Source organism: Streptomyces sp. NRRL F-2664, assembly GCF_000719345.1.
In the GTDB taxonomy this organism is placed as follows: Bacteria; Actinomycetota; Actinomycetes; order Streptomycetales; family Streptomycetaceae; genus Streptomyces.
Genome location: NZ_JOFX01000047.1, coordinates 1 through 23,400, shown reverse-complemented (window position 1 = coordinate 23,400; position 23,400 = coordinate 1). Strand labels below are relative to the sequence as shown.

The following is a 23,400-nucleotide window of genomic DNA, read 5'->3' as shown; positions in this document are numbered from 1 at the left end:
CCGGTCGCGGCGCACCGGGCCGGGCGCGCGTGTCGGGGGCCGCCGGCCCCCTGCGGCGGGCCGGGAGCCGTTACTCGCTCTCGGCCCGGATCACGTCGAGGGCGTGCTGGAGGTCGGCCGGGTAGGTGCTCTCGAACTCCACCCACTGCCCGTCCGAGGGGTGCTCGAAGCCCAGCCGGACCGCGTGCAGCCACTGGCGGGTCAGCCCGAGCCGCTTCGCGACGGTCGGGTCGGCGCCGTAGGTGAGGTCACCGACGCAGGGGTGGCGGTGCGCGGACATGTGCACGCGGATCTGGTGGGTGCGCCCCGTCTCCAGCTTGATGTCCAGCAGCGAGGCGGCGCGGAAGGCCTCGATCAGGTCGTAGTGGGTGACGGACGGCTTGCCGTCCTGGGTCACCGCCCACTTGTAGTCGGCGCTCGGGTGGCGGCCGATCGGCGCGTCGATCGTGCCGCTCATCGGGTCCGGGTGCCCCTGGACCAGCGCGTGGTAGCGCTTGTCGACGACGCGCTCACGGAACTGGTTCTTCAGCGAGGTGTAGGCGCGCTCCGACTTGGCGACGGCCATCAGGCCGGAGGTGCCGACGTCGAGGCGGTGCACGATGCCCTGGCGCTCGGACGCGCCGGAGGTGGAGATGCGGTAGCCCGCGGCGGCGAGGCCGCCGATGACGGTGGTGCCGCTCCAGCCGGGGCTCGGGTGCGCGGCGACACCCACCGGCTTCATGATCACGACGATGTCGTCGTCGTCGTGGACGATCTCCATGCCCGGCACCGGCTCGGCCACGACCTCGACCGGACGCGGCGGCGCGGGCATCTCGACCTCCAGCCAGGCGCCCCCGTGCACGCGCTCGGACTTCCCGACGACGCTGCCGTCGACCGACACCTTCCCCTCGGCCGCGAGCTCGGCCGCCTTGGTCCGGGAGAAACCGAACATGCGGGCGATGGCGGCGTCGACGCGCTCGCCTTCGAGGCCATCGGGAACGGGCAGGGTGCGGATCTCGGGAATCGTACTCACCCGTCGAGTATGCCGGACTCGACGGACCGGCCCGTCCCCGATCGGCCCGTCGATCAGTCCTTGTGGACGGTGCCGTCCGGGTCCAGGCCCTTGAAGGACAGCAGCACGATGAGGATGCCGCCGCACACGATCGCCGAGTCGGCGATGTTGAAGACGGCGAAGTGGGCCGGGGCGATGAAGTCGACGACCGCCCCGCGGAACACGCCCGGCGAGCGGAAGATCCGGTCGGTCAGGTTGCCCAGCGCACCGCCCAGCAGCAGGCCCAGGGCGATGGCCCACGGCAGGCTGTAGAGCTTGCGGGCCAGCCTCACGATCACCACGATCACCGCCGCGGCGATGGCCGTGAAGATGACGGTGAACGCCTCGCCGAAGCCGAAGGCCGCGCCCGGGTTGCGGACCGCCTCGAACTTGAGCAGGTCACCGATGATCTCGATCGGCCGCTGGTGCTCCAGCTTCGCCACGACCAGCATCTTGGTGCCGAGGTCCAGCAGGTAGGCGAGCACCGCCACGACGATCAGTGCCGCGATCCGCCGATGCCCCTTGGGCGCGGCCGGATCCGGCTGGGCGTCGTCCCCGACCTCCGGCGTACCGATGATGCGCTCCGCCTCTGCCACGTGAGTCCCTCGAACTAGCCGACCCAGGCTTCTCCTGGACCCTGACCAGACGAGGGTACGTCAGGGCCCCCGCAGAGCGCCCTCGCCCTAGTGCCTGCGCTCCTGCTTCTGCTTGCAGTCCACGCAGAGGGTGGCCCGGGGGAAGGCCTGCATCCTGGCCTTCCCGATGGGCTGCCCGCAGTTCTCGCAGAGTCCGTACGTGCCCGCCTCCAGGCGCTCCAGGGCCCGCTCGGTCTGCTCCAGCATCGAGCTGGCGTTCGCCGCGAGCGCCAGCTCCGACTCCCTGGTGATGTTCTTGGTACCCGTGTCGGCCTGGTCGTCGCCGGCGCCGTCGCCGGAGTCCCGCATGAGACCGGAGATGGCCACCTCGGAGGCGTCGAGTTCGGCGCGCAGCCGCAGCACCTCCGACGCCAGCTCCGTTCGGGCCTCCTCCACCTCCCCGGGCGTCCAGGGGTCCTCTCCGGGCCGTACGGCGAGCTCCCCGGGGGCGGCGGCCGCCACCACCGTGGCCCCGGCCTTGGGCAGGCCGCTCGTGGCGGCCGCGGCCGCCTTCCGCGTCGCTGCGGTGCTCTTCTTGGCAACCACGTTCCGGACTCCCGTCTTCTTCGCGGCGTGCGCCGCCCCCTGGGCCCCGGCCGGGCCGGCCGTGGCTGTCCGCTTCTCGACGGCGGTCGTCTTCCTGACTGCGGTCGTCTTCCTCGTGCCGTCCGCGGTCGCCTTCCCGGCCGGAGCCTCGGCGGCCGCGGCCGTCTTCTTCGCGGTCTTCGCGGTCTTCGTGGTCTTCAGGGTTTTCGTGGTCTTCGTGGTCTTGGCGGCCGTCTTCCCGGCGGCCGCCTTCTTCGCCGATGCCTTCTTCGCCGGAGCCTTGTCGGCGGTCGCCCTGGTGGCCGCCACCGCCTTCTCGGCGGGAGGCGGCTCGCCGGAGACCGCTGTCTTCTTCGCCACCATGGCCGCGGCCCCTTCGCATACCGTGATATTGCTCGCGAATCGTGCCGGAACGATAAATCGGCTCCGCCCCCGCGGCAACGGGGCACGCATCCGTCGAGGTCAACCTGCATCCGTTGTGCCCAGCCGGAGCCCCGGTAATCCGCCCCTCCCGCCCCACCCGGTCCCGCACCTGCGCCGCTGGCCCGTTCGGGTCACCGTCGGCCCCGCCGACTCCCCCGCGCCCGGGCCCCGCCGTGTCGGGGCCGCAGCCGCCGCGGGGCCCCGGCAAACCGGTCTGCCGAGCACCCCCCGCACCCGTACACTGGGCCCAGCGAAAGGCATGGACGGGGACGAGTAGCGTCGGACGCAGCCAGGAGCGACCCGGGGACGGTGAGAGCCCGGGGGCGAGCGCGACGTGAAGGATCACCCCTGAGCCGCCGGAAGAAAGCCGCGGGTCCCCCGCAGGGCGAGTAGAACCGGCTTCGCACCCCAATGAGGGGGCCACCGGATCCGTCCGGCGGCCAAGGAGGGTGGTACCGCGGGAGCAGCAGTCGGCTCTCGTCCCTCCGGACGGAAGCGACACCCCGCCGGAGGAAGAGTTCAGCCTCATGACCACACCGCCGCAGTACCGCCCGGTACCCGCCCAGGTCGACCTGCCTGCCCTAGAGCACGCGGTCCTCGACTTCTGGCGCGAGAGCAAGACCTTCGCCAAGACCCTGGAGCAGTCCGAGGGCCGCCCCGAGTGGGTCTTCTACGAGGGCCCGCCCACCGCGAACGGCATGCCCGGCGCGCACCACATCGAGGCCCGCGTCTTCAAGGACGTCTTCCCCCGCTTCCGCACGATGCGCGGCTACCACGTGGCCCGCAAGGCCGGTTGGGACTGCCACGGCCTGCCCGTCGAGCTCGCCGTCGAGAAGGAGCTCGGCTTCAACGGCAAGCAGGACATCGAGGCGTACGGCATCGCCGAGTTCAACGCCAAGTGCCGCGAGTCCGTGACCCGCCACACCGACGCGTTCGCCGAGCTCACGACCCGCATGGGCTACTGGGTCGACCTGGACGACGCCTACCGGACCATGGACCCCGAGTACGTCGAGTCCGTGTGGTGGTCGCTGAAGGAGATCTTCAACAAGGGCCTGCTCACCCAGGACCACCGCGTCGCCCCCTGGTGCCCCCGCTGCGGCACCGGCCTGTCCGACCACGAGCTGGCGCAGGGCTACGAGACGGTCGTCGACCCCTCCGTCTTCGTCCGCTTCCCGCTGACCTCCGGCCCGCTCGCCGGCGAGGCGGCCCTGCTGGTCTGGACGACCACCCCCTGGACCCTGGTGTCCAACACGGCGGTCGCCACCCACCCCGAGGTCACCTACGTCGTCGCCACGAACGGCACCGAGAAGCTGGTCGTCGCCCAGCCGCTGCTGGAGAAGGCGCTCGGCGAGGGCTGGGAGACCACAGGCGAGTCCTTCACCGGCAAGGAGATGGAGCGCTGGACCTACGAGCGCCCCTTCGACCTCGTCGAGTTCCCCGAGCCCGCCCACTACGTCGTGAACGCCGAGTACGTCACGACCGAGGACGGCACCGGTCTGGTGCACCAGTCCCCCGCCTTCGGCGCCGACGACCTCGCGGTCTGCCGCTCGTACGGTCTGCCGGTCGTGAACCCGGTCCGCCCCGACGGCACCTTCGAGGAGGACGTCCCGCTGGTGGGCGGCGTCTTCTTCAAGAAGGCCGACGAGAAGCTGACCGCCGACCTGGACGCGCGCGGCCGGCTCTTCAAGCACATCGCCTACGAGCACAGCTACCCGCACTGCTGGCGCTGCCACACGGCCCTGCTCTACTACGCGCAGCCGTCCTGGTACATCCGCACCACCGCCGTCAAGGACGCGATGCTGCGGGAGAACGAGAAGACCAACTGGTTCCCGGACTCCGTCAAGCAGGGCCGCTTCGGCGACTGGCTGAACAACAACATCGACTGGGCGCTCTCGCGCAACCGCTACTGGGGCACCCCGCTGCCGATCTGGCGCTGTGAGGAGAACCACCTCACCTGCGTCGGCTCGCGCGCCGAGCTGGGCGAGCTGTCCGGCCGGGACCACTCGGACCTGGACCCGCACCGCCCGTACATCGACGACGTCACCTTCCCCTGCACGCACGAGGGCTGCGCCCTCGAAGCGGTCCGCGTGCCGGAGGTCATCGACGCCTGGTACGACTCGGGCTCGATGCCCTTCGCGCAGTGGGGCTACCCGTACAAGAACAAGGAGATCTTCGAGAAGCGCTACCCGGCGCAGTTCATCTCGGAGGCCATCGACCAGACGCGGGGCTGGTTCTACACGCTGATGGCGGTCGGCACCCTCGTCTTCGACAAGTCGTCCTACGAGAACGTGGTCTGCCTCGGCCACATCCTCGCCGAGGACGGCCGCAAGATGTCCAAGCACCTGGGCAACATCCTCCAGCCGATCCCGCTCATGGACCAGCACGGCGCGGACGCGGTCCGCTGGTTCATGGCCGCCGGCGGCTCCCCGTGGGCGGCGCGCCGCGTGGGCCACGGCACGATCCAGGAGGTCGTCCGCAAGACCCTCCTCACGTACTGGAACACGGTCGCCTTCCAGGCCCTCTACGCCCGTACGTCGAACTGGGCGCCTTCGGCGGCCGACCCGGCCCCGGCGGACCGCACGGTCCTCGACCGCTGGCTCCTCTCCGAGCTGCACGCGCTCGTCTCCGAGGTCACGGAGGCGATGGAGTCCTACGACACCCAGCGGGCGGGCAAGCTCCTGTCCGCCTTCGTGGACGACCTGTCCAACTGGTACGTGCGCCGCTCGCGCCGCCGCTTCTGGCAGGGCGACGCGGCCGCGCTGCGCACCCTGCACGACGTGGTCGAGACGGTCACCCGGCTGATGGCCCCGCTGACCCCCTTCATCACGGAGCGGGTCTGGCAGGACATGGTGGTGCCGGTCACCCCGGACGCCCCCGAGTCGGTGCACCTGTCGACGTGGCCGGTCGCGGACACGGCGGCGATCGACCCGGCGCTGTCGCAGCAGATGCAGCTGGTGCGCCGCCTGGTGGAGCTGGGCCGCGCCACGCGCGCCGAGTCCGGTGTGAAGACCCGCCAGCCGCTCTCGCGCGCGCTGGTCGGCGCGGTGGGCTTCGACGGGCTCTCGCCGGAGCTCCAGGCCCAGATCACGGAGGAGCTGAACGTCTCCTCCCTGGCCTCCCTCTCGGAGGTCGGCGGTTCCCTGGTGGACACCACGGCGAAGGCGAACTTCCGCGCGCTGGGCAAGCGCTTCGGCAAGGGCGTCCAGGACGTGGCGAAGGCGGTGGCCGCGGCCGACGCGGCGGCGCTGTCGCTGGCGCTGCGGTCCGGCTCCGCCGAGGTCGAGGTGAACGGCGAGACCGTGGCCCTCAGCCCGGAGGAGGTCATCATCACCGAGACCCCGCGCGAGGGCTGGTCGGTGGCGTCCGACTCGGGCGCGACGGTGGCCCTGGACCTGGAGATCACCCCGGAGCTGCGGCTGGCGGGCCTGGCCCGTGACGCGATCCGCCTGATCCAGGAGGCCCGGAAGAACTCCGGCCTGGACGTGGCGGACCGGATCGCCCTGCGGTGGTCCTCCGCGGACCCGGAGGTCGTGACGGCCCTGACGGACCACGCGGGCCTTATCGCGGACGAGGTCCTCGCCACGGACTTCGCCTCTGGCGACGCCGACGCGTCCTACGGCGACCCGTTCACGGACGAGCCCCTGTCCCTGACGTTCCGCCTCCGCAAGGCGTAACACCCACCGGAATCGGCCCGTCCCCTCCCGGGGGCGGGCCGTTCCCATGTCCCCGGCCACGAGCCGGCGGTCCTCCCGGGAACGGGAACGGCCGACGCCCGGCCGGCGGGCGGCGAGGCGGCGAGGCGGCGACGGTCGGTGCCGGCAACGGAAACGGGCCGGGCCCGGTGCCCCCGTGGGGGAACCGGGCCCGGCCCGTGACTGCCGACTGCGCGGCGGCGCCTAGTTGTCGTCCTCGTCGATCAGGAAGCCCCGCATCGGCGACGGCGCCTGCATCGGCTGCGGCGCAGCCGGCCGGACCGGAGCCATCGGCTGGGTCATCGCCGGGGACATCTGCTGCTGGCCGCCGTAGGACGGACCGGCACCCATCGGGGAGGGACCGCCCATGGACGGACCGCCCATGGAGTGGCCCATCGCACCGGCCGGAGCCATCGAGGGCGACGGCGACGGGGGCAGCGCGGGACCGGCCGGGTTGCGCGGCGGGGCCAGGGAGTCGTCGGCCTGGGTCTCCAGCTGGCGCAGCTGCGACTCCAGGTAGGACTTCAGACGCGTACGGTACTCGCGCTCGAAGCCCCGCAGGTCCTCGACCTTGCGCTCCAGCGTGGCGCGGGCGGACTCCAGCGAGCCCATCGCGACGCGGTGCTTCTCCTGCGCGTCCCGCTCCAGCGCGTCGGCCTTGGCGCGGGCGTCCCGCTCCAGGCCCTCGGCGCGCGACCGGGCCTCGCCAACGATCTTGTTGGCCTCGGAGCGGGCCTCCGCGATCGCCTGGTCGGCGGTCTGCTGCGCCAGCGACAGGACGCGGGCTGCGCTGTCGCCACCGGGGCCCTGCTGCGGGAGCTGCGGCTGCTGCATCTGCTGCATGGGCTGACCCATCTGCATCTGCTGGCCCATCGGCTGCATCTGCTGGCCCATGGGCTGCATCTGCTGGCCGAGCGGGTTCTGGCCGCCCATCGACTGCTGCTGGCCCATGGGCTGCTGGCCCATGCCCTGCGGTCCGCCCATGGGGTGCTGCTGCATGGGTCCGCCCATGGGGCCACCCATCGGACCGGGGCCCTGCTGGCCCTGGCCGCCGGGGCCCGGCGGGAGCTGCGGCGCGCCGCCCGGCAGCTGGGGCGGGCCCATCTGCGGGTTCTGCTGCTGCGGCGGGCCGGATATGGCCGCGGGCACGGGGGCGCCGGGGCCGCGCTGGTCCTGGGGCTCGGGCTTGCGCATGTTCTGCTGCTGCTGGTTCTGCGCGGCGGCACGCGTGGCGGCAGCCAGCTTGGCGCGCAGGTCCTCGTTCTCGCGCAGCAGGCGCGTCAGTTCGGACTCGACCTCGTCGAGGAAGGCATCGACCTCGTCCTCGTCATAGCCTTCTCGGAGGCGGACGGTCGTGAACTGCTTGTTCCGCACGTCCTCGGGAGTCAGCGGCATGTCTTCTTCACCTCTACGTAGTCGTCGGCAGTCGGCAAGACCGTATCGGGACCGTCCCCGCGCGTGCGGGGAAGCTCATCGTTCACACGCTTCTCGCAGCGGTGCTCACGAAGCTGATGAGGATGTAAACGATGATCATCAGAACGAAGAAGGACAGGTCGAGTGCCACGCCGCCGAGACGCAACGGCGGGATGAACCGCCGAAGGAGCTTGAGCGGTGGATCGGTGACAGTGTAGGTGGCCTCCAGAACGACCACCATCGCCTTGCCGGGTGTCCATGAACGTGCGAACTGGAACACATAGTCCATGACCAGTCGGAAGATCAGCACGATCAGGAAGCACATCAGCACGACGTAGACCACCTGCAGTGCGATGCCCATCCCGTGCTTCCCTCTCCCCGTTTTCCGATCTGTTCCCGGGCCCGTGTCTGACGGTTCGGTCTAGCTTTGGTTGAAGAACCCGCCCTCCGCGATGCGGGCCTTGTCCTCCGCCGTGACATCGACGTTAGCAGGCGACAGCAGGAACACCTTCTGTGTCACGCGTTCAATGCTGCCGTGCAGACCGAACACGAGTCCGGCGGCGAAGTCCACGAGACGCTTCGCGTCCGTGTCGTCCATCTCCGTGAGATTCATGATCACCGGAGTGCCCTCACGGAAGTGTTCCCCGATGGTACGGGCCTCGTTGTAGGTCCGGGGGTGCAGTGTCGTGATGCGGTACGGCTCCCGCTCGGAGACGACCTTGGGCATGATCACGGGGGCGTTCTTCTCCAGGTTCGTGCGATCAGGTGTGATGGATGCCACGGGGGCGATTCGCGCAGGACGTCCGTTTTCCACCGGAATTGGGATAGGTTCCCTCTGCGCCGGAGGCTGTACGACTCGTACCGGTTCGTCCGATACGGGCGACTGGTGCACGGGCTGCTGTCGGCGATCCCGCTCCCGAGCCCGCTCCATCTCCGGCTCGGGCTCGAACTCGTCGTCGGGGTCGTACCCCGGGTTGTCGTACCGGTCGTCCTCCACGAGGCCGAGGTAGACCGCCATCTTGCGCATCGCGCCGGCCATTCTCCGAGTCCTCCGCTCTGTGGTGGATCGCCCTGTCGCAGGTGCCGCCGTGTCACGAATGTCACCAACTGCCCGCGATCCACGTGGTCTGCCCGCTCATCGACGGGAATGACCATATTTTCTGCTGTGGTCCGACTTTCTTCGCGACGTTACCCGAGCCGGGGTCTCGCGCCGAGTACCGCAGTGCCGACGCGTACATGTGTCGCACCGGCCGCAACGGCCTGTTCCAGGTCTGCGCTCATCCCGGCCGACACCATCGTGGCAGTCGGATGGTCCGCGCGCAGGCGGGATGACAATTCCATCAACCGCTCGAAGGCGGCCTGTTCGCGTCCCGCGTAGGGGCCGGACAGGGGTGCGACGGTCATCAGTCCGTCGATCCGCAGTCCGGGGGCCTGCGCGACGAGGTCCGCCAACTCGGGGAGCTGCTGCGGTGCGGCACCTCCCCGGGTCCCCCGCTCGCCCGACTCGGCGTCGAGGGCGATCTGGACGAGGCAGCCGAGTTCCCGGCCGGCGCCCGTCGCGGCCGCCGAGAGGGCGGTGACGAGCCGGGGCCGGTCGACCGACTGCACCACGTGCGCGTATCCCGCCACGGAACGGACTTTGTTGGTCTGCAACTGGCCGACGAAGTGCCAGGTGAGCGGCAGATCCGCGCAGGCCGCGGCCTTGGGGGCGGCATCCTGGTCGCGGTTCTCCGCAACATGGCGGACGCCCAGCTCCGCCAGCAGTCGTACGTCGCTCGCGGGGTAGGTCTTGGTGACCACGACGAGGGTCACCTCCTCCCGCTCACGGCCCGCCGCCGCGCAGGCGGACGAGATGCGCTCCTCCACCCGCGCCAGGTTCCCGGCGAGTTCCGACTTACGATCCGTCATTCTTCCCTTCCCCCGGCGCCCGGGGGTCCTCCCCCCGGGAATGCTCCGTCAACCACACATATCCCGCGAGCCGCCCGGTGACCCGGTCGCGGCGGTACGAGAAGTGGTCCCGCGACTCCAGTGTGCAGACCGGTGAGCGCGACCAGTTCACCACCCCCGCCTCCGCGAGCTGCGCACGGACCCCCTCGGCCACGTCGACCGCCGGCGTTCCCCAGCTGGTCTCGGCCCGGGCGGCGGGCACCGCCGCCGCCACCGACTCGCGCATCTCGGCCGGCACCTCGTAGCAGTGCCCGCAGACCGCGGGTCCGGTCCGGGCCACGATCCGCCCGGGCTCGGCGCCGAGGGAGACCATCGCCTGCACGGCGGCGGGCACCACCCCGGCGACCAGTCCGGGCCGTCCGGCGTGGGCGGCCGCGGCGACGCCGGCGACGGGGTCGGCCAGCAGGACGGGCGTGCAGTCGGCGGTGAGCACGGCGAGGGCGAGCCCCCGACGGGCGGTCACCACCGCGTCCACGGCGGGGATCGCGGTGTCCGCGCCCCAGGGTCCGTCGACGACCGCGACGTCCCGGCCGTGCACCTGGTTCATCCAGACCACCCGGTCCGGGTCGAGCCCCAGGGAGCGCGCCGCCAGGGCCCGGTTCGCGAGAACGGCGGCCGGGTCGTCTCCGACCGCGCCGCCGAGGTTGAGCTCTTCGTACGGAACGGCGCTCACTCCGCCCCACCGGTCGGTGAAGGCGAAGTGGGCGCCGCCCACGTGGTGCTGCTCCGGTGTCACTTCAAGAAGTCCGGTACGTCCAGTTCCTCGGCCGGGCTGTCCTGGTACGGCCGAGCCGTGGGGACCTGCGGCGCGGGGGCCTGGACCTCGACCGGGGCCGGCTCGGCGGGGGCCGGAGGCTCCTCGCGCGGCGGAACCGTGCCGAGTCCGCCGAAGGCCGGGCGGGCCGGCTCGGCGGCGCGGACCGGAGCCGGTGCGGGCTCCTCGCGCTTGGTGGACGCCGCGCCGATGACGTTGTCCCGGCGGGCCGGGGGCTGTCCGCCGTCGAAGCCGGCGGCGATGACGGTGACCCGCACCTCGTCGCCGAGCGCGTCGTCGATGACGGCGCCGAAGATGATGTTCGCCTCGGGGTGCGCGGCCTCACTGACCAGCTGCGCGGCCTCGTTGATCTCGAAGAGACCGAGATCCGAGCCGCCGGAGATGGAGAGCAGCACGCCGCGTGCGCCGTCGATGGACGCCTCCAGCAGCGGCGAGGAGATGGCCATCTCGGCGGCGGCCACCGCGCGGTCGTCGCCGCGGGCGGAGCCGATGCCCATCAGGGCCGAGCCGGCCTCGGACATCACGGACTTGACGTCGGCGAAGTCGAGGTTGATCAGGCCCGGGGTGGTGATGAGGTCGGTGATGCCCTGGACGCCCGAGAGCAGGACCTGGTCCGCCGACTTGAAGGCGTCCAGGACGCTGACCTGGCGGTCCGAGATGGACAGCAGGCGGTCGTTGGGGATGACGATGAGGGTGTCGACCTCTTCGCGGAGCTCGGCGATGCCGTCCTCCGCCTGGTTCGCGCGGCGCCGGCCCTCGAAGGTGAAGGGCCGGGTGACCACACCGATCGTCAGGGCGCCCAGCGAGCGCGCGATGTTGGCCACGACGGGTGCGCCGCCGGTGCCGGTGCCGCCGCCTTCACCGGCGGTGACGAAGACCATGTCGGCCCCCTTGAGGACCTCCTCGATCTCCTCGCGGTGGTCCTCTGCCGCCTTGCGACCGACGGCCGGGTTGGCTCCGGCGCCGAGGCCCCGGGTGAGTTCACGGCCGACGTCGAGCTTGACGTCGGCGTCGCTCATCAACAGCGCCTGGGCGTCGGTGTTGATGGCGATGAACTCGACGCCCTTGAGACCGACCTCGATCATTCGGTTGATGGCATTGACACCACCGCCGCCGACACCGATGACCTTGATGACTGCGAGGTAGTTCTGCGGTGCTGCCACGTCGAAGGCCTCTCGCCTCGAGTTACGTGTCGCCGCCTCGCGGGCCTGCGTTGCGACGACTGATGCCGAAATAGGGACGGTCCGAACGCGCCGACCCGAACCCTCACCCTGAAGTTTAGGGTTAGGGGTGTGTCTGTTCCTTGGACTCTTCCGAACAGGACACTAAGTCGACAAGTAGCGCGTGTTCAACGAACACGCCGAACCTCCCGTTTTTCTTTTCACCCTATGTGATCACCCGTATCGCTGGCCAACCAGGGTGCGCCGCTGTTCGACCTGACGTCAACTCCCGGCCGCCGCAGGGGCGGTGGGAACGCTCACGTCGAAGTGGCGGGCGCCCGGCGCGGCTTTCAGCAAAGCGGTCAGCGCGCGTCCCTTCGCGTCACTCTGTTCGCCGCTGCCCCAGCGCACGGTCCGGCCTCCGGTCAGCTCCAGCACGATCGAATCGTAGGAACCCACCTTGACCTGCGCGGTTTGCTTCGCGATCGGCGCCGGGAGCGCTCCGGCGACGAGCACGGCCTCGTGCAGCAGCCGCTCCTCGTCGAAGCGGCGGGCGCTCGGGGAGCCCGCCGCGTTCAATTCGAGGACCGGAACACCCGCGGGTGCTTTCGGAACCGTGTCGAATCGCACACCCGATGCGTCCACTTCCACGAAGTTGGCGTCCTTTTTGATGAGCAGGACGGGTTTGCGCTCGGTCACCTTCAGTCCGATTCCGTGCGGCCAGGCCCGCACCGCATCGACCGAATCGATACGGGGCAGACGGCCCCGTACGCGGCTCTCGATCTCGTCGGTGTCGACGCTCACGAGGGGTGCGCCCAGCGGCACGGCGGCGGCGGAGAGCACCTGCTCGGGCGTGAGCACCTGCGTGCCGGTGGCGGTGACCTTCTCGACGCGGAGCCAGGAGGACCCGTAGAGCACCCACGCGCCGCCCCCCACGAGGAGCACCGCGGCGGCCAGGGAGGCCAGCACGGGGGCCCGGCGCAGCTGCGCGCCGGGGCCCCGCGGGGCGGTCCGCCCCTCGGCCTTCGCGGGCCGGTCGGGCTTCGCGGACTTCGGGCTCCTGGGCGGCCGGGCCGGGCCGGCGCCCTGGCGGGGCGACCGGCCGGGCCGATCGGGAGACGGGGTTCCGCGCTGCGCGGTCGTCGCTCCGGCCACTCCTGTGCCTCCTGCGTCCGTGCTCCCGCGTCAGCGGGACCGGTGGGCTGCGATCGCCTCGTACACCATGCCGACCAGCAGCTCGTCGGCGTCCCGGCGGCCGAACTCACCGGCGGCGCGGGACATCTCGTACAGGCGGTGCGGGTCGGACAGCACCGGGAGGACTTGGCCGAGCACCCAGTCGGGCGTCAGTTCCGCGTCGTCCACGAGCAGGCCGCCGCCGGCCTTGACCACCGGCTGGGCGTTGAGCCGCTGTTCGCCGTTGCCGATCGGCAGCGGGACGTAGGCGGCGGGCAGCCCGACGGCGGACAGTTCGGCGACGGTCATCGCTCCCGCCCGGCACAGCATCATGTCGGCGGCGGCGTACGCGAGATCCATCCGGTCCACGTACGGTACCGGCACATAGGGCGGCATCCCGGGCATGTTGTCGACACGCGGCAGTTCGTTCTTCGGCCCGACGGCGTGCAGGATCTGCACCCCGGAGCGCTGCAGGGTCGGAGCGACCTGCTGGATGGTCTCGTTGAGGCGGCGTGCGCCCTGCGAGCCGCCGGAGACCAGCAGGGTGGGCAGGTTGGGGTCCAGGCCGAACGCGGCGCGCGCCTCGGGGCGCACGGCGGCGCGGTCGAGGGTGGAGATGGAGCGGCGCAGCGGGATGCCCACGTAACGGGCGCCGCGCAGCTTGCTGTCGGGCGTGGAGACCGCGACGGCGTGCGCGTACCGCGAGCCGATCTTGTTGGCCAGTCCGGGCCGGGCGTTGGCCTCGTGGACGATGATCGGCACCCCGAGCCGCTTGGCCGCCAGATAGCCGGGCAGCGCCACGTACCCGCCGAAGCCGACGACGCAGTCGGCCTTGGTGCGCAGGAGGATCTCCTCGGCGGCCTTGATGGTGCCGCGCAGCCGTCCGGGGACGGTGATCAGCTCCGGGGTGGGCTTGCGGGGCAGCGGTACGGCCGGGATCAGCCCCAGTTCGTAGCCGCGCTCCGGCACCAGGCGGGTTTCGAGTCCGCGTTCGGTGCCCAGGGCGGTGATGCCCACTGAAGGGTCCTGCCTGCGCAGGGCGTCCGCGAGGGCCAGCGCCGGCTCGATGTGGCCGGCGGTCCCCCCACCGGCGAGTACGACATGCACCGAAATTCACCGCTCTCCGGACGGACGCTTCTTGACGCGCCGTCTCATCGACTTCCATCTCACCCCGGTCCGCCGCCAGCCGGTCTTCGGCTGTCGCATCGCGAGGGCCGCGCGCGCGGCGGGCTCCTCCCGCGCGAAGGCGATGAGCAGTCCGACCGCGAACATGGTCGGCAGCAGGGCCGACCCCCCGTAGGAGAACAGCGGGAGCGGGACTCCGGCGATCGGCAGCAGGCCGAGCACCGCACCGATGTTGATCACGGCCTGGGCCGTGATCCAGGTGGTCACGCCTCCCGCGGCAAACCGTACGAAGGAGTCCTCCGTGCGTCCGGCCACGCGGATACCCGCATAGCCTAGAGCCGCGAACAGGGCGAGCACCGACAGCGTCCCCGCCAGTCCCAGTTCCTCCCCTGTGATGGCGAAGATGAAGTCGGTGTGGGCTTCGGGTAGTTGACCCCATTTTTCCACACTCGCACCGAGGCCGGAACCGAACCAGCCGCCCGACGCGAGGGCGTAGATGCCGTGTACGGCCTGCCAGCAAAGGTCGTTCTTGCCCGGTTCTGTCGCGCCGATGCACTCCAGGCGGTCCATCCGGTGCGGACTGGTCTTGATGAGCACGGCGACGATCGCAGCCGCGAAGCCCAGGACGCCGACGAACATCCGGGTGGGGGCGCCCGCGAGCCAGAGCAGGCCGAACAGGATGGCTCCGAGGATCATCGCGGTGCCCATGTCGCCGCCCAGCATGATGAGGCCGAGCAGCAGGAAGGCGACGGGAACCAGGGGCACCAGCAGGTGCTTCCACTGGCTCAGCAGCCCCTTGTCGCCCTTGCGGGCCAGCAGGTCGGCGCCCCACAGGATCAGGGCCAGCTTGCCGAACTCGCTGGGCTGCAGCATGAACGGCCCGCCCAGGGAGATCCAGTTCTGGTTGCCGTTGATCGAGACCCCTATCCCGGGGACCTGGACCAGGACCATGAGGAACAGGGTGCCCGCGAGCACGGGGTAGGACAGTGCGCGGTGCAGCTTCGCGGGCATCCTGGAGGCTGCCAGCAGCAGGACCGCGCCGATGAGGGCGGCCAGGAACTGCTTCTTGAAGAAGTAGGCGTCTCCCAGGCCCAGCTGGAGCGCCTTGATCATGGATGCGGAGTACACCATCACCAGGCCGAGCACGGTGATGAGCAGCGAACTGCCGAAGATCAGGTAATAGGCCGTGAGCGGACGGTCCCACGCCCTGCGCACCTGGTACTGGGTACGCCGGAGACCGGCCAGCGGCCCGCGCCCGGCGGGCCGCGCCGGGCGCTTCGCACTCACCCCGGGCCGCTTGCGGCCCTGCGCCTTCACGGCGGACGGCCGCCGCCCCGGCAGCATCTGCTTGGCCGGCATCTGTGATCTTCCCCTCCACTCGTACGAGGCGAGCATCCGGCCGGAGGGAACCTGTCCCGGCGCCCCCGGCCTAGGCCGTGTCCGCGGCGCTGTCGGCGGCCAGTTCACGCACCGCGTCGGCGAACGCTTCCCCGCGCTTGTTGTAGTTCGCGAACATGTCCATCGAGGCGCAGGCCGGTGCCAGCAGGACCGTGTCGCCGGGCTCGGCGAGCGCGGCCGCTTCCCGGACCGCTGCGAGCATCGCCCCAGTGTCGGTCCGGTCGAGGTCGACGACCGGGACCTCGGGGGCGTGTCGCGCCAGCGCCTCGGCGATCAGCCCCCGGTCGGCGCCGATCAGGACGACGCCGCGCAGCCGCTCGGCCGACTTCTGCACGAGCTCGTCGAAGGTCGCGCCCTTGGCGAGGCCGCCGGCGATCCAGACGACCTTGTCGAAGGAGGCGAGGGAGGCCTGTGCGGCATGCGTGTTGGTGGCCTTGGAGTCGTCGACGTAGACGACGGAGGCGACCTCGTCCACCCGGGCGACCCGGTGGGCGTCCGGACGGAAGTCGCGCAGCCCGTCGCGGACCGCGCGCGGCTCCACGCCGAAGGCGCGGGCCAGCGCCGCCGCGGCGAGGGCGTTGGCGATGTTGTGCGGGGCCGGCGGGTTGACGTCCTTGACCTCGGCGAGCTCCTGGGCGTTCTTCTGCCGGTTCTCCACGAAGGCCCGGTCGACGAGGATGCCGTCGACGACGCCGAGCATGGAGGGGCCGGGGGCACCGAGGGTGAAGCCGATCGCGCGGCAGCCCTCCTCGACGTCGGCCTCGACGACCAGGTCCTCGGTGGCCGGGTCGGCCACGTTGTAGACGCAGGCCACCGTGTTGCCCTCGTAGATCCGGCCCTTGTCGGCGGCGTACGCCTGCATCGAACCGTGCCAGTCGAGGTGGTCCGGCGCCAGGTTGAGGACGGCCGCCGAGTGGACGCGCAGCGAGGGAGCCCAGTGCAGCTGGTAGCTGGAGAGTTCGACGGCGAGCACGTCGTACTCCTGCTCGCCGAGCACCACGTCGATGATCGGGGTGCCGATGTTGCCGACGGCCGCGGTGCGCAGCCCGGCGGCTTTCAGGATCGACGCCAACATCTGCGTGGTGGTGGTCTTGCCGTTGGTGCCGGTGATGGCGAGCCATTCGGCGGGCCCCGCCGGGGCCCGGTCGCCGGCCGCGGCCCCGTCGGCCCCTTCGCCGGCCTCCTGCGCCGCGGCCCGGCGGGCGGCACGCAGTTCCGCGCCGGCCGCGCGCAGCCGCCAGGCGACCTCGACGTCGCCGACGACGTCGACTCCCGCTGCGGCGGCGGCCAGGAAGAGCGGGCTTTGCGGCGGCCAGCCGGGCGAGGTGACGACCAGTTCGGTGCCCTCGGGCAGGGTCTCGCCGGCCCGGGATCCGTCGGGCAGGTGGCCGAGGCGGACCTCGATGCCGAGCTCTGCGAGCTCTGCGGCCCGGGCCCGGTGCGCGTCACCGTCGCCGTTGTCGACGACGGTCACGCGCGCGCCCAGCCCGGCCAGGGCCCGGGCGGCGCTGATCCCGCTGATGCCGAGCCCTGCCACGGTGATCCGGCCCGGCAGGCCGAAGCGGCCCAGGGCGTCGGGGCCGAGCAGGCCGGCCAGGTCGGAGGCGCTCACTTGTCGGCTGCCCATCCCGCGTAGAAGATGCCGAGACCCACGATGACGCACATGCCCTGGATGATCCAGAAGCGGACCACGACGAGGACCTCGGACCAGCCCTTGAGTTCGAAGTGGTGCTGCAGCGGCGCCATCCGGAAGACGCGCTTGCCGGTCAGCTTGAAGGAGCCGACCTGGATGACGACCGACATCGTGATGAGCACGAAGAGGCCGCCGAGGAGCGCCACCAGGAGCTCCGTGCGGGAGCAGATGGCCAGGCCCGAGAGCGCGCCGCCGAGGGCCAGCGAGCCGGTGTCGCCCATGAAGATCTTGGCGGGCGAGGTGTTCCACCACAGGAAGCCGAAGCAGGCGCCCATCAGGGCGGAGGCCACGACGGCGAGGTCGAGGGGGTCGCGCACCTCGAAGCAGGCGTTGGGGTTGGTCAGGTCGGCCGCCATCGCGCACGACTCCTGGAACTGCCAGACGCCGATGAAGGTGTAGGCGCCGAAGACCATCACGGCGGCGCCGGTGGCGAGACCGTCCAGACCGTCGGTCAGGTTCACGCCGTTGGACAGGGCCAGGATCATGAACAGCGCCCAGACCACGAAGAGCACCGGGCCGATCGACCAGCCGAAGTCGGTGACGAACGACAGCTTGGTGGAGGCCGGGGTGAGGTCGCGCGAGTCCTTGAACTGCAGGGCGAGCACCGCGAAGGCGATGCCCACGATGAGTTGGCCGGCCATCTTGGCCTTGGCCCGCAGACCCAGCGAGCGCCGCTTGACGATCTTGATGTAGTCGTCGAGGTAGCCGACCAGGCCCATGCCCGCCATCAGGAAGAGCACGAGCAGGCCCGAGAAGCTGGGCTCCGAGCCGGTCAGGAGCTTCGTCAGGGCGTACGCGACGAGCGTGGCCAGGATGAAGGAGATACCGCCCATGGTGGGCGTGCCCTTCTTGCCGGCGTGGCCGCGCGGGCCGTCGTCGCGGATGAACTGGCCGTAGCCCTTGCGGGCGAGCAGCTTGATCAGCAGCGGGGTGCCGATGACGGTCAGGAACATGCCGATGACACCGGCGAACAGGATCTGCCTCATCGGCCGGTGACCTCGCCCTCGACAGTGTCCTGGAGCAGGGCCTGCGCCACCCGCTCCAGACCGGCCGACCTGGAAGCCTTCACCAGCACGACGTCACCCGGGCGCAGTTCTCTGCGCAACAGGTCGACCGCCGCCTGCGCGTCGGACACGAGCACCGACTCCTCACCCCACGAACCCTCGTTATATGCGCCCAGTTGCAGCCAGGAGGCTTCCCTGCCCCCGACCGCGACGAGCTTGCTCACGTTGAGCCGGACGACAAGTCGTCCGACCGCGTCGTGCTCGGCGAGAGCGTCGTCTCCGAGCTCGGCCATCGGGCCGAGCACCGCCCACGTGCGCCCCCCGTTCGCCCTGCCGCCGCCGCCCATCGCGGCCAGCGCGCGCAGTGCGGCCCGCATGGACTCCGGGTTCGCGTTGTAGGCGTCGTTGACGATCGTCACACCGTCCGCCCGCTCGGTGACCTCCATGCGCCACCGCGACAGCGTGCCCGCTCCGGAGAGCGCGGTGGCGATCTCCGAGGCGGACATGCCCAGGACGTGGGCGACGGCGGCCGCGGCGAGCGCGTTCGACACGTGGTGCTCACCGTACAGCCGCAAGGTCACGTCGCTGCACCCGGTCGGTGTGTGCAGTGTGAAGGAAGGCTGTCCCTTGTCCGTCATGCGGACTTCCGTGGCCCGGATGTCGGCGTCGTCGGCCTCGCCGAACAGCACCGTACGCGCCTTCGTGCGCGCGGCCATGGAACGGACCAGCAGGTCATCGGCGTTGAGGACGGCGACACCGCCCTCCGCCTCGGCCGGCAGCGCCTCGACCAGCTCGCCCTTGGCCTGGGCGATCTGCTCGCGGCCGCCGAACTCGCCGATGTGGGCGGTGCCGACGTTGAGGACGAGGCCGATCCGAGGGGGCGTCAGCCCGGTGAGGTAGCGGATGTGCCCGATGCCGCGGGCGCCCATCTCCAGGACGAGGTGCTGGGTGTCCTCGGTGACGCGCAGGGTCGTGATCGGCAGGCCGATCTCGTTGTTGAGGTTCCCGGGGGTCCACACCGTCGGCGCGTGGTGCTGGAGCACCTGCGCGATGAGGTCCTTCGTGGAGGTCTTGCCGGCGGACCCGGTGAGGGCGACGACGTCGGTGCCGAGGCGGGCGACGACGGCGCGGGCGAGCGCGCCGAGGGCGGCCACGACGTCGGGGACGACGATGGCCGGGACGCCGACGGGCCGGGTCGCGAGGACGCCGACGGCTCCGGCGGCGACGGCGCCTTCGGCGTAGTCGTGGCCGTCGACCCGCTCGCCGACGAAGGCGGCGAACAGGCTGCCGGGCCGGACCTCGCGGGAGTCGTAGACGACGGGACCGGTGACCTGGAGGGACGTATCCGGTATGTCGTGGGGCCGCCCGCCGGTGATGTCGGCGATCTCGGCGAGGGAAAGGGCGATCACTGGTTCACCTCGGCCTGTCGGACCTGGGTCGTTCGATCGAGCACGAGTTGGCGTTCGATCGCGGCGCGGAGCACCGTGCGGTCGTCGAAGGGCCGGACGACACCGGCGGTGTCCTGGCCCTGTTCGTGGCCCTTGCCCGCCACGAGCACGGTGTCGCCGGGCTCGGCGCGCGCGACGGCCGCGGCGATGGCCGCCGCCCGGTCGGCGTCGACGAGGACGGTGCCGCGCTCGGCGGGCGGTACGGACACGGCGCCGCCGAACATCGCGGCGAGGATCGCGAGCGGGTCCTCGGAACGCGGGTTGTCGGAGGTCAGGACGGCCACGTCGGCGAACCGGGCCGCCGCGGCGCCCATCGGGGCGCGCTTGGTGGTGTCGCGGTCGCCGCCGCAGCCGAGGACGATGTGCAGGTGGCCGGTGGTGACCTCGCGCAGGGCCCGCAGCACCGATTCGACGGCATCGGTCTTGTGCGCGTAGTCGACGACGGCGAGGTACGGCTGGCCGGCGTCCACCCGCTCCAGCCGTCCCGGGACCCCGGGGACCGCAGCGACGCCGTCGGCGGCGGTCTGCGGGTCGAGGCCGGCGGCGGCGAGCGTGACGATCGCGGCGACGGTGTTGGCGACGTTGAACGGGCCGGGCAGCGGGGCCTTCGCCCGGACGCGCTGTCCTTCGGGGCCGACGAGCGTCAGCGTGGAGTCCATGTGGCCGGTGACGACGTCCTCGGCCCGCCAGTCGGCGGCCGGGTCGCCCGCGGCGGAGAAGGTGACGACCGGGATCGTCGCCTCCTTGGCGAGGCGGCGGCCGTACTCGTCGTCGAGGTTGACCACGCCCAGGCGGGCCCGGCGGGGCGTGAAGAGCCCCGCCTTCGCCTGGAAGTAGTCCTCCATGTCGGAGTGGAACTCCATGTGTTCCGGGCTCAGGTTGTTGAAGACGGCGACGTCGAAGACGCAGCCGTCGACGCGGCCGAGCACCAGGGCGTGGCTGGAGACCTCCATGGCCACGGCCTCGACGCCGCGTTCGCGCATGACCGCGAAGAGGGCCTGGAGGTCGGTGGCCTCGGGGGTGGTCCGCTCCGACTTGATGCGCTCGTCGCCGATGCGCATCTCGACGGTGCCGACCAGTCCGGTGCTGCGGCCCGCCGCGCGCAGGCCGCCTTCGACGAGGTACGCCGTGGTGGTCTTGCCGGACGTTCCGGTGATGCCGATCTGGAGCAGGTCCGCGCCGGGGTGTCCGTAGATCGCGGCGGCGAGTTCGCCCATCCGGCCGCGCGGATCGGCGACGGCCAGGACCGGCAGGCCGGTCGCCGCGGCGCGTTCGGCGCCGGCGGGATCGGTCAGCACGGCGGCCGCGCCGAGGCCGGCGGCCTGGGCGGCGAAGTCCGCGCCGTGGGTCCTGGCTCCGGGGAGGGCCGCGTACAGGTCTCCCGGGCGGACCGCACGGGAGTCGTGCGTGATCCCGGTGATCTGCGCCGCGCCGGGCGACGGGATGCCCAGCAGCGCGGCCAGCTCGCCCAGCGGGCTCGGAGTGGCGGACGCGGGCCTGGGCGCTCCCGGCGGCGCTGCCGGGGCGTCTTGCTGGGTGGTTCTGGGCTGATCAGCGTGGGGCACGGCGGTGAGCGTACCGGGCGCGGCGGCCGGGCCGCGAAGTGAGGGCCCGGCCTCGGCTCCGGCGGCCGGTCGGTTCCCGGGTTTCGGGGTGATCGTTGTCACTGGTGGTGCCTCACGCTTTTCTGGCGGGCAGGCCCTGGCCGTGGGTCACTGGCCGGGCTGCGGACTGGGCTGCGGGGCGGGCTGTCGGGCGGCCTGCGGGCCGGGCTCGTAGGTGACCGGGAGCCCGGCGGGGGCGGTGCCGGTGGGGGCGATCTGGAGGGTCTTGAGGGCGAACTCCATGACCTGCTTGTAGACGGGGCCGCAGATCTGGCCGCCGAAGTAGCTGCCCTTGGTGGGGTTCTGGATGGCGCAGTAGACGGTGATGCGCGGGTTGTCCGCGGGGGCGAAGCCGGCGAAGGAGGCCGTGTAGCCCTTGTAGCGGCCGGTGGCCGGATCCACCCGGTTGGAGGTGCCGGTCTTCCCGCCGACGCGGTAGCCGGGGATCTTCGCCTTGGTTCCGGTGCCCTCCTGGTCGTCGACGACGGATTCGAGCATCGCCGCGAGCGTCTTGGCGGTCTCCTGGCTGATCACGCGGTTCTGTTCGGGGGCCGGGGCTGGAGTGAAGCGGCCGTCGGGGCCCTTGGTGCCGCGGACCAGGGTCGGCTCGATGCGGACTCCGCCGTTGGCGATGGTCGAGTACACGGAGGCCGCCTGCATGGCGTTGAGGGACAGTCCCTGGCCGAAAGGGATCGTGTACTGCTGGGAGGTGGACCAGTCCTGCGGTTCGGCGAGGATGCCGCGGGACTCACCCGGGTAGTTCAGGCCGGTGGGGCGGCCGATGCCGAACTTGGTCAGGTAGGAGTGCAGGACCTTGTTGGCATCGGCCTGGGTCGGTCCGAGCTGACCGGTGGCCAGGATGGTGCCGATGTTGGAGGACTTGGCGAGGACCCCGTTGAGGGTCAGGTACCAGGTGGGGTGGTCGACGTCGTCCTTGAAGAGCCGGTCGCCGCGGTGGAGCCGGTTGGGGACCTCGACGCGCGTGTCGGGGGTCGCCTTCTTCTCCTCCAGGACGGCCGCCATCGACATCACCTTGGCGGTGGAGCCGGGTTCGAAGACGTCCTGCAGCGCGGCGTTGCCCATGGCGGCGGAGCTGGCCCGGGTCAGGTCGTTGGGGTCGAAGCCGGGAGCGTTGGCCATGGCCAGCACCTCGCCGGTGCGGGTGTCCTGGACGATGACGTAGCCGCGGTCGGCCTCGGAGGTGCGGACCTGCTCGGCGATGGCGCTCTGCGCCGCCCACTGGATGTCCCGGTCGATGGTCAGCTCGATGTCGTCGCCGGGCACGGCGGGCTTCTCGCTGGAGCCTGCGGTGGGGACCTTGCGGCCGCCGGACTGGGCGTAGGTGATCTCCCCGTCCTTGCCGGCCAGCTTCTTGTCCAGGGAGGACTCCAGCCCGCCGGCGCCCTTGCCCTCGGCGTTGACGTAACCCAGTATCCCGGCGGCGAGGTCCCCGCCCGGGTACACGCGCTTGCTGCTGTCCTCCTTGAACACGCCGGCCAGGACGTTGGCGCCGGGGCCGTTGTTCCTCTTGTCGGCGGTCGCCTTCTCGGCGAAGACGCGCTTCAGGTCCTTGATCTGGTTCCAGACCTGCGGGGTCTGCCGCTGGGCGAGGACCACGTACCGGCTGTTCTTGGTCCTGAGCCTCTCCGTGAGCTCCTTGGCGTCCTTGCCGAGGATGGGCGCGAGGAGTGCCGCCGCCTGCTCGGGGGCGTCGGGGGCCTTGCTCTCCTGCGGGGTGAACATCTTCGGGTCGGCGGTGATGTCGTACGCGTCAACGCTGGTGGCGAGGGCGACGCCCTTGCGGTCCGTGATCTCGCCGCGCTCGGCGGCCAGTTTGACGCTGGTGTACCGGTTCTTGGAGGCGGCCGCGGAGAAGGACGAGGCGTCGACGGCCTGTACCTGGAGCAGCCGGACCACGAAGGCGAGCATGACGAGGGTCAGACCGACGCCGACCAGCCGCAGCCGGGGCCGGGGGCTGCCGAGGCGGATGGTGTGCGGCGGGCGCGGGCCGGCGGGGCGGCGGGTCGCGGGCCGGGAGGCCGGGCGGGCGGTGGACCGGGGCCGGTCGCCCGGGCGGGCCGGCCGGGCGGGGCCGGGCACCCGCCGTCGCGGCGGCTCCTGGGGGCTCACCCGGCCACCGTCCGCGGCGCTCCGGTGGCTGGTTCGGACGGGATCCGCGTCACGACGTCACCTTCCAGGGGTCTGGCTGGGCTGCGGGCTGCCGGAGGGAGCGGGCTGGGCCGGAGCGGGCTCGGCAGGAGCGGACGGGGCGGGGGCGGTGGGCGCGGCGGGGGCCTGTCTCTTATACACATCTGACGCTGCCGACGATATGCA

18 protein-coding genes are annotated in these 23,400 nt (G+C 71.5%); 1 reads left to right on the top strand and 17 read right to left on the bottom strand.

Annotated elements, in window-relative coordinates:
* Positions 1-70: 70 nt before the first annotated feature.
* The 3 genes from IF89_RS0130085 to IF89_RS41065 all read right to left on the bottom strand — a co-directional run bounded on the left by IF89_RS0130085 (position 71) and on the right by IF89_RS41065 (position 2,574).
* Complete coding sequence (locus IF89_RS0130085) at positions 71-1,012, bottom strand: RluA family pseudouridine synthase (protein ID WP_030774800.1); 942 nt, start codon at positions 1,010-1,012, stop codon at positions 71-73.
* A 53-nt stretch (positions 1,013-1,065) separates the two neighbouring features.
* Complete coding sequence (lspA, locus tag IF89_RS0130080; RefSeq protein WP_030774799.1) at positions 1,066-1,626, bottom strand: signal peptidase II; 561 nt, start codon at positions 1,624-1,626, stop codon at positions 1,066-1,068.
* Between the two features lie 87 nt (positions 1,627-1,713).
* A complete protein-coding gene (locus IF89_RS41065) occupies positions 1,714-2,574 on the bottom strand; it encodes a TraR/DksA family transcriptional regulator (RefSeq protein ID WP_030774798.1) in 861 nt (286 codons plus the stop codon).
* A gap of 587 nt (positions 2,575-3,161) precedes the next feature.
* On the opposite strand from IF89_RS41065, the gene ileS reads away from it, so the two are divergent.
* Positions 3,162-6,308, top strand: coding sequence for an isoleucine--tRNA ligase (ileS, locus tag IF89_RS0130070; protein WP_030774796.1), 3,147 nt, complete (start codon positions 3,162-3,164; stop codon positions 6,306-6,308).
* Between the two features lie 222 nt (positions 6,309-6,530).
* Here the strand turns inward: ileS and IF89_RS0130065 are convergent, their stop codons facing one another.
* The 14 genes from IF89_RS0130065 to IF89_RS0130000 all read right to left on the bottom strand — a co-directional run bounded on the left by IF89_RS0130065 (position 6,531) and on the right by IF89_RS0130000 (position 23,196).
* A complete protein-coding gene (locus tag IF89_RS0130065; protein ID WP_030774794.1) occupies positions 6,531-7,721 on the bottom strand; it encodes a DivIVA domain-containing protein in 1,191 nt (396 codons plus the stop codon).
* An 82-nt stretch (positions 7,722-7,803) separates the two neighbouring features.
* Positions 7,804-8,100: a YggT family protein gene (locus IF89_RS0130060; protein ID WP_030664053.1), complete on the bottom strand. Its 297-nt coding sequence runs from the start codon at positions 8,098-8,100 to the stop codon at positions 7,804-7,806.
* A 60-nt stretch (positions 8,101-8,160) separates the two neighbouring features.
* Positions 8,161-8,778, bottom strand: a complete 618-nt coding sequence (locus IF89_RS0130055; RefSeq protein ID WP_030774792.1) for a cell division protein SepF — start codon at positions 8,776-8,778, stop codon at positions 8,161-8,163.
* A 149-nt stretch (positions 8,779-8,927) separates the two neighbouring features.
* Positions 8,928-9,647 carry a YggS family pyridoxal phosphate-dependent enzyme gene (locus IF89_RS0130050; protein WP_030774791.1) on the bottom strand — a complete coding sequence of 240 codons (720 nt, stop codon included), beginning with the start codon at positions 9,645-9,647 and terminating at the stop codon, positions 8,928-8,930.
* Entirely contained in the window at positions 9,634-10,422 is a 789-nt protein-coding gene (gene pgeF / locus IF89_RS0130045; RefSeq protein WP_234327917.1) for a peptidoglycan editing factor PgeF, read from the bottom strand. The genes IF89_RS0130050 and pgeF overlap by 14 nt, the downstream gene beginning before the upstream one ends.
* Positions 10,419-11,624, bottom strand: a complete 1,206-nt coding sequence (ftsZ, locus tag IF89_RS0130040; RefSeq protein WP_030774788.1) for a cell division protein FtsZ — start codon at positions 11,622-11,624, stop codon at positions 10,419-10,421. Before ftsZ ends, pgeF begins: the two co-directional genes overlap by 4 nt.
* A 279-nt stretch (positions 11,625-11,903) precedes the next feature.
* Positions 11,904-12,776 (bottom strand): cell division protein FtsQ/DivIB, encoded by an 873-nt coding sequence (locus IF89_RS0130035; RefSeq protein WP_420706981.1) that lies wholly within the window; start codon positions 12,774-12,776, stop codon positions 11,904-11,906.
* A gap of 30 nt (positions 12,777-12,806) precedes the next feature.
* On the bottom strand, positions 12,807-13,901 hold the full coding sequence (gene murG, locus IF89_RS0130030) for an undecaprenyldiphospho-muramoylpentapeptide beta-N-acetylglucosaminyltransferase (protein ID WP_030027892.1): 1,095 nt from the start codon (positions 13,899-13,901) through the stop codon (positions 12,807-12,809).
* A gap of 6 nt (positions 13,902-13,907) precedes the next feature.
* Entirely contained in the window at positions 13,908-15,278 is a 1,371-nt protein-coding gene (gene ftsW, locus IF89_RS0130025) for a putative lipid II flippase FtsW (RefSeq protein WP_030774785.1), read from the bottom strand.
* Positions 15,279-15,348: 70 nt separating this feature from the next.
* Positions 15,349-16,944 carry a UDP-N-acetylmuramoyl-L-alanine--D-glutamate ligase gene (murD, locus tag IF89_RS0130020; protein WP_234327916.1) on the bottom strand — a complete coding sequence of 532 codons (1,596 nt, stop codon included), beginning with the start codon at positions 16,942-16,944 and terminating at the stop codon, positions 15,349-15,351.
* Entirely contained in the window at positions 16,926-17,996 is a 1,071-nt protein-coding gene (gene mraY, locus IF89_RS0130015; RefSeq protein ID WP_030774780.1) for a phospho-N-acetylmuramoyl-pentapeptide-transferase, read from the bottom strand. The genes murD and mraY overlap by 19 nt, the downstream gene beginning before the upstream one ends.
* Entirely contained in the window at positions 17,993-19,423 is a 1,431-nt protein-coding gene (locus IF89_RS0130010; RefSeq protein WP_030774778.1) for a UDP-N-acetylmuramoyl-tripeptide--D-alanyl-D-alanine ligase, read from the bottom strand. Before IF89_RS0130010 ends, mraY begins: the two co-directional genes overlap by 4 nt.
* Positions 19,420-21,129 carry a UDP-N-acetylmuramoyl-L-alanyl-D-glutamate--2,6-diaminopimelate ligase gene (locus IF89_RS0130005; RefSeq protein WP_030774777.1) on the bottom strand — a complete coding sequence of 570 codons (1,710 nt, stop codon included), beginning with the start codon at positions 21,127-21,129 and terminating at the stop codon, positions 19,420-19,422. The genes IF89_RS0130010 and IF89_RS0130005 overlap by 4 nt, the downstream gene beginning before the upstream one ends.
* A gap of 45 nt (positions 21,130-21,174) precedes the next feature.
* A complete protein-coding gene (locus IF89_RS0130000) occupies positions 21,175-23,196 on the bottom strand; it encodes a peptidoglycan D,D-transpeptidase FtsI family protein (protein WP_107047390.1) in 2,022 nt (673 codons plus the stop codon).
* Between the last annotated feature and the right edge of the window lie 204 nt (positions 23,197-23,400).

Coding starts and splice junctions, on each gene's coding strand:
- IF89_RS41065 (WP_030774798.1), bottom strand. CDS start 2,574: ATGGTGGCGAAGAAGACAGCGGTCTCCGGCGAGCCGCCTCCCGCCGAG.
- ileS (WP_030774796.1), top strand. CDS start 3,162: ATGACCACACCGCCGCAGTACCGCCCGGTACCCGCCCAGGTCGACCTG.
- IF89_RS0130065 (WP_030774794.1), bottom strand. CDS start 7,721: ATGCCGCTGACTCCCGAGGACGTGCGGAACAAGCAGTTCACGACCGTC.
- IF89_RS0130060 (WP_030664053.1), bottom strand. CDS start 8,100: ATGGGCATCGCACTGCAGGTGGTCTACGTCGTGCTGATGTGCTTCCTG.
- IF89_RS0130055 (WP_030774792.1), bottom strand. CDS start 8,778: ATGGCCGGCGCGATGCGCAAGATGGCGGTCTACCTCGGCCTCGTGGAG.
- IF89_RS0130050 (WP_030774791.1), bottom strand. CDS start 9,647: ATGACGGATCGTAAGTCGGAACTCGCCGGGAACCTGGCGCGGGTGGAG.
- ftsW (WP_030774785.1), bottom strand. CDS start 15,278: ATGCCGGCCAAGCAGATGCTGCCGGGGCGGCGGCCGTCCGCCGTGAAG.
- murD (WP_234327916.1), bottom strand. CDS start 16,944: ATGGGCAGCCGACAAGTGAGCGCCTCCGACCTGGCCGGCCTGCTCGGC.
- mraY (WP_030774780.1), bottom strand. CDS start 17,996: ATGAGGCAGATCCTGTTCGCCGGTGTCATCGGCATGTTCCTGACCGTC.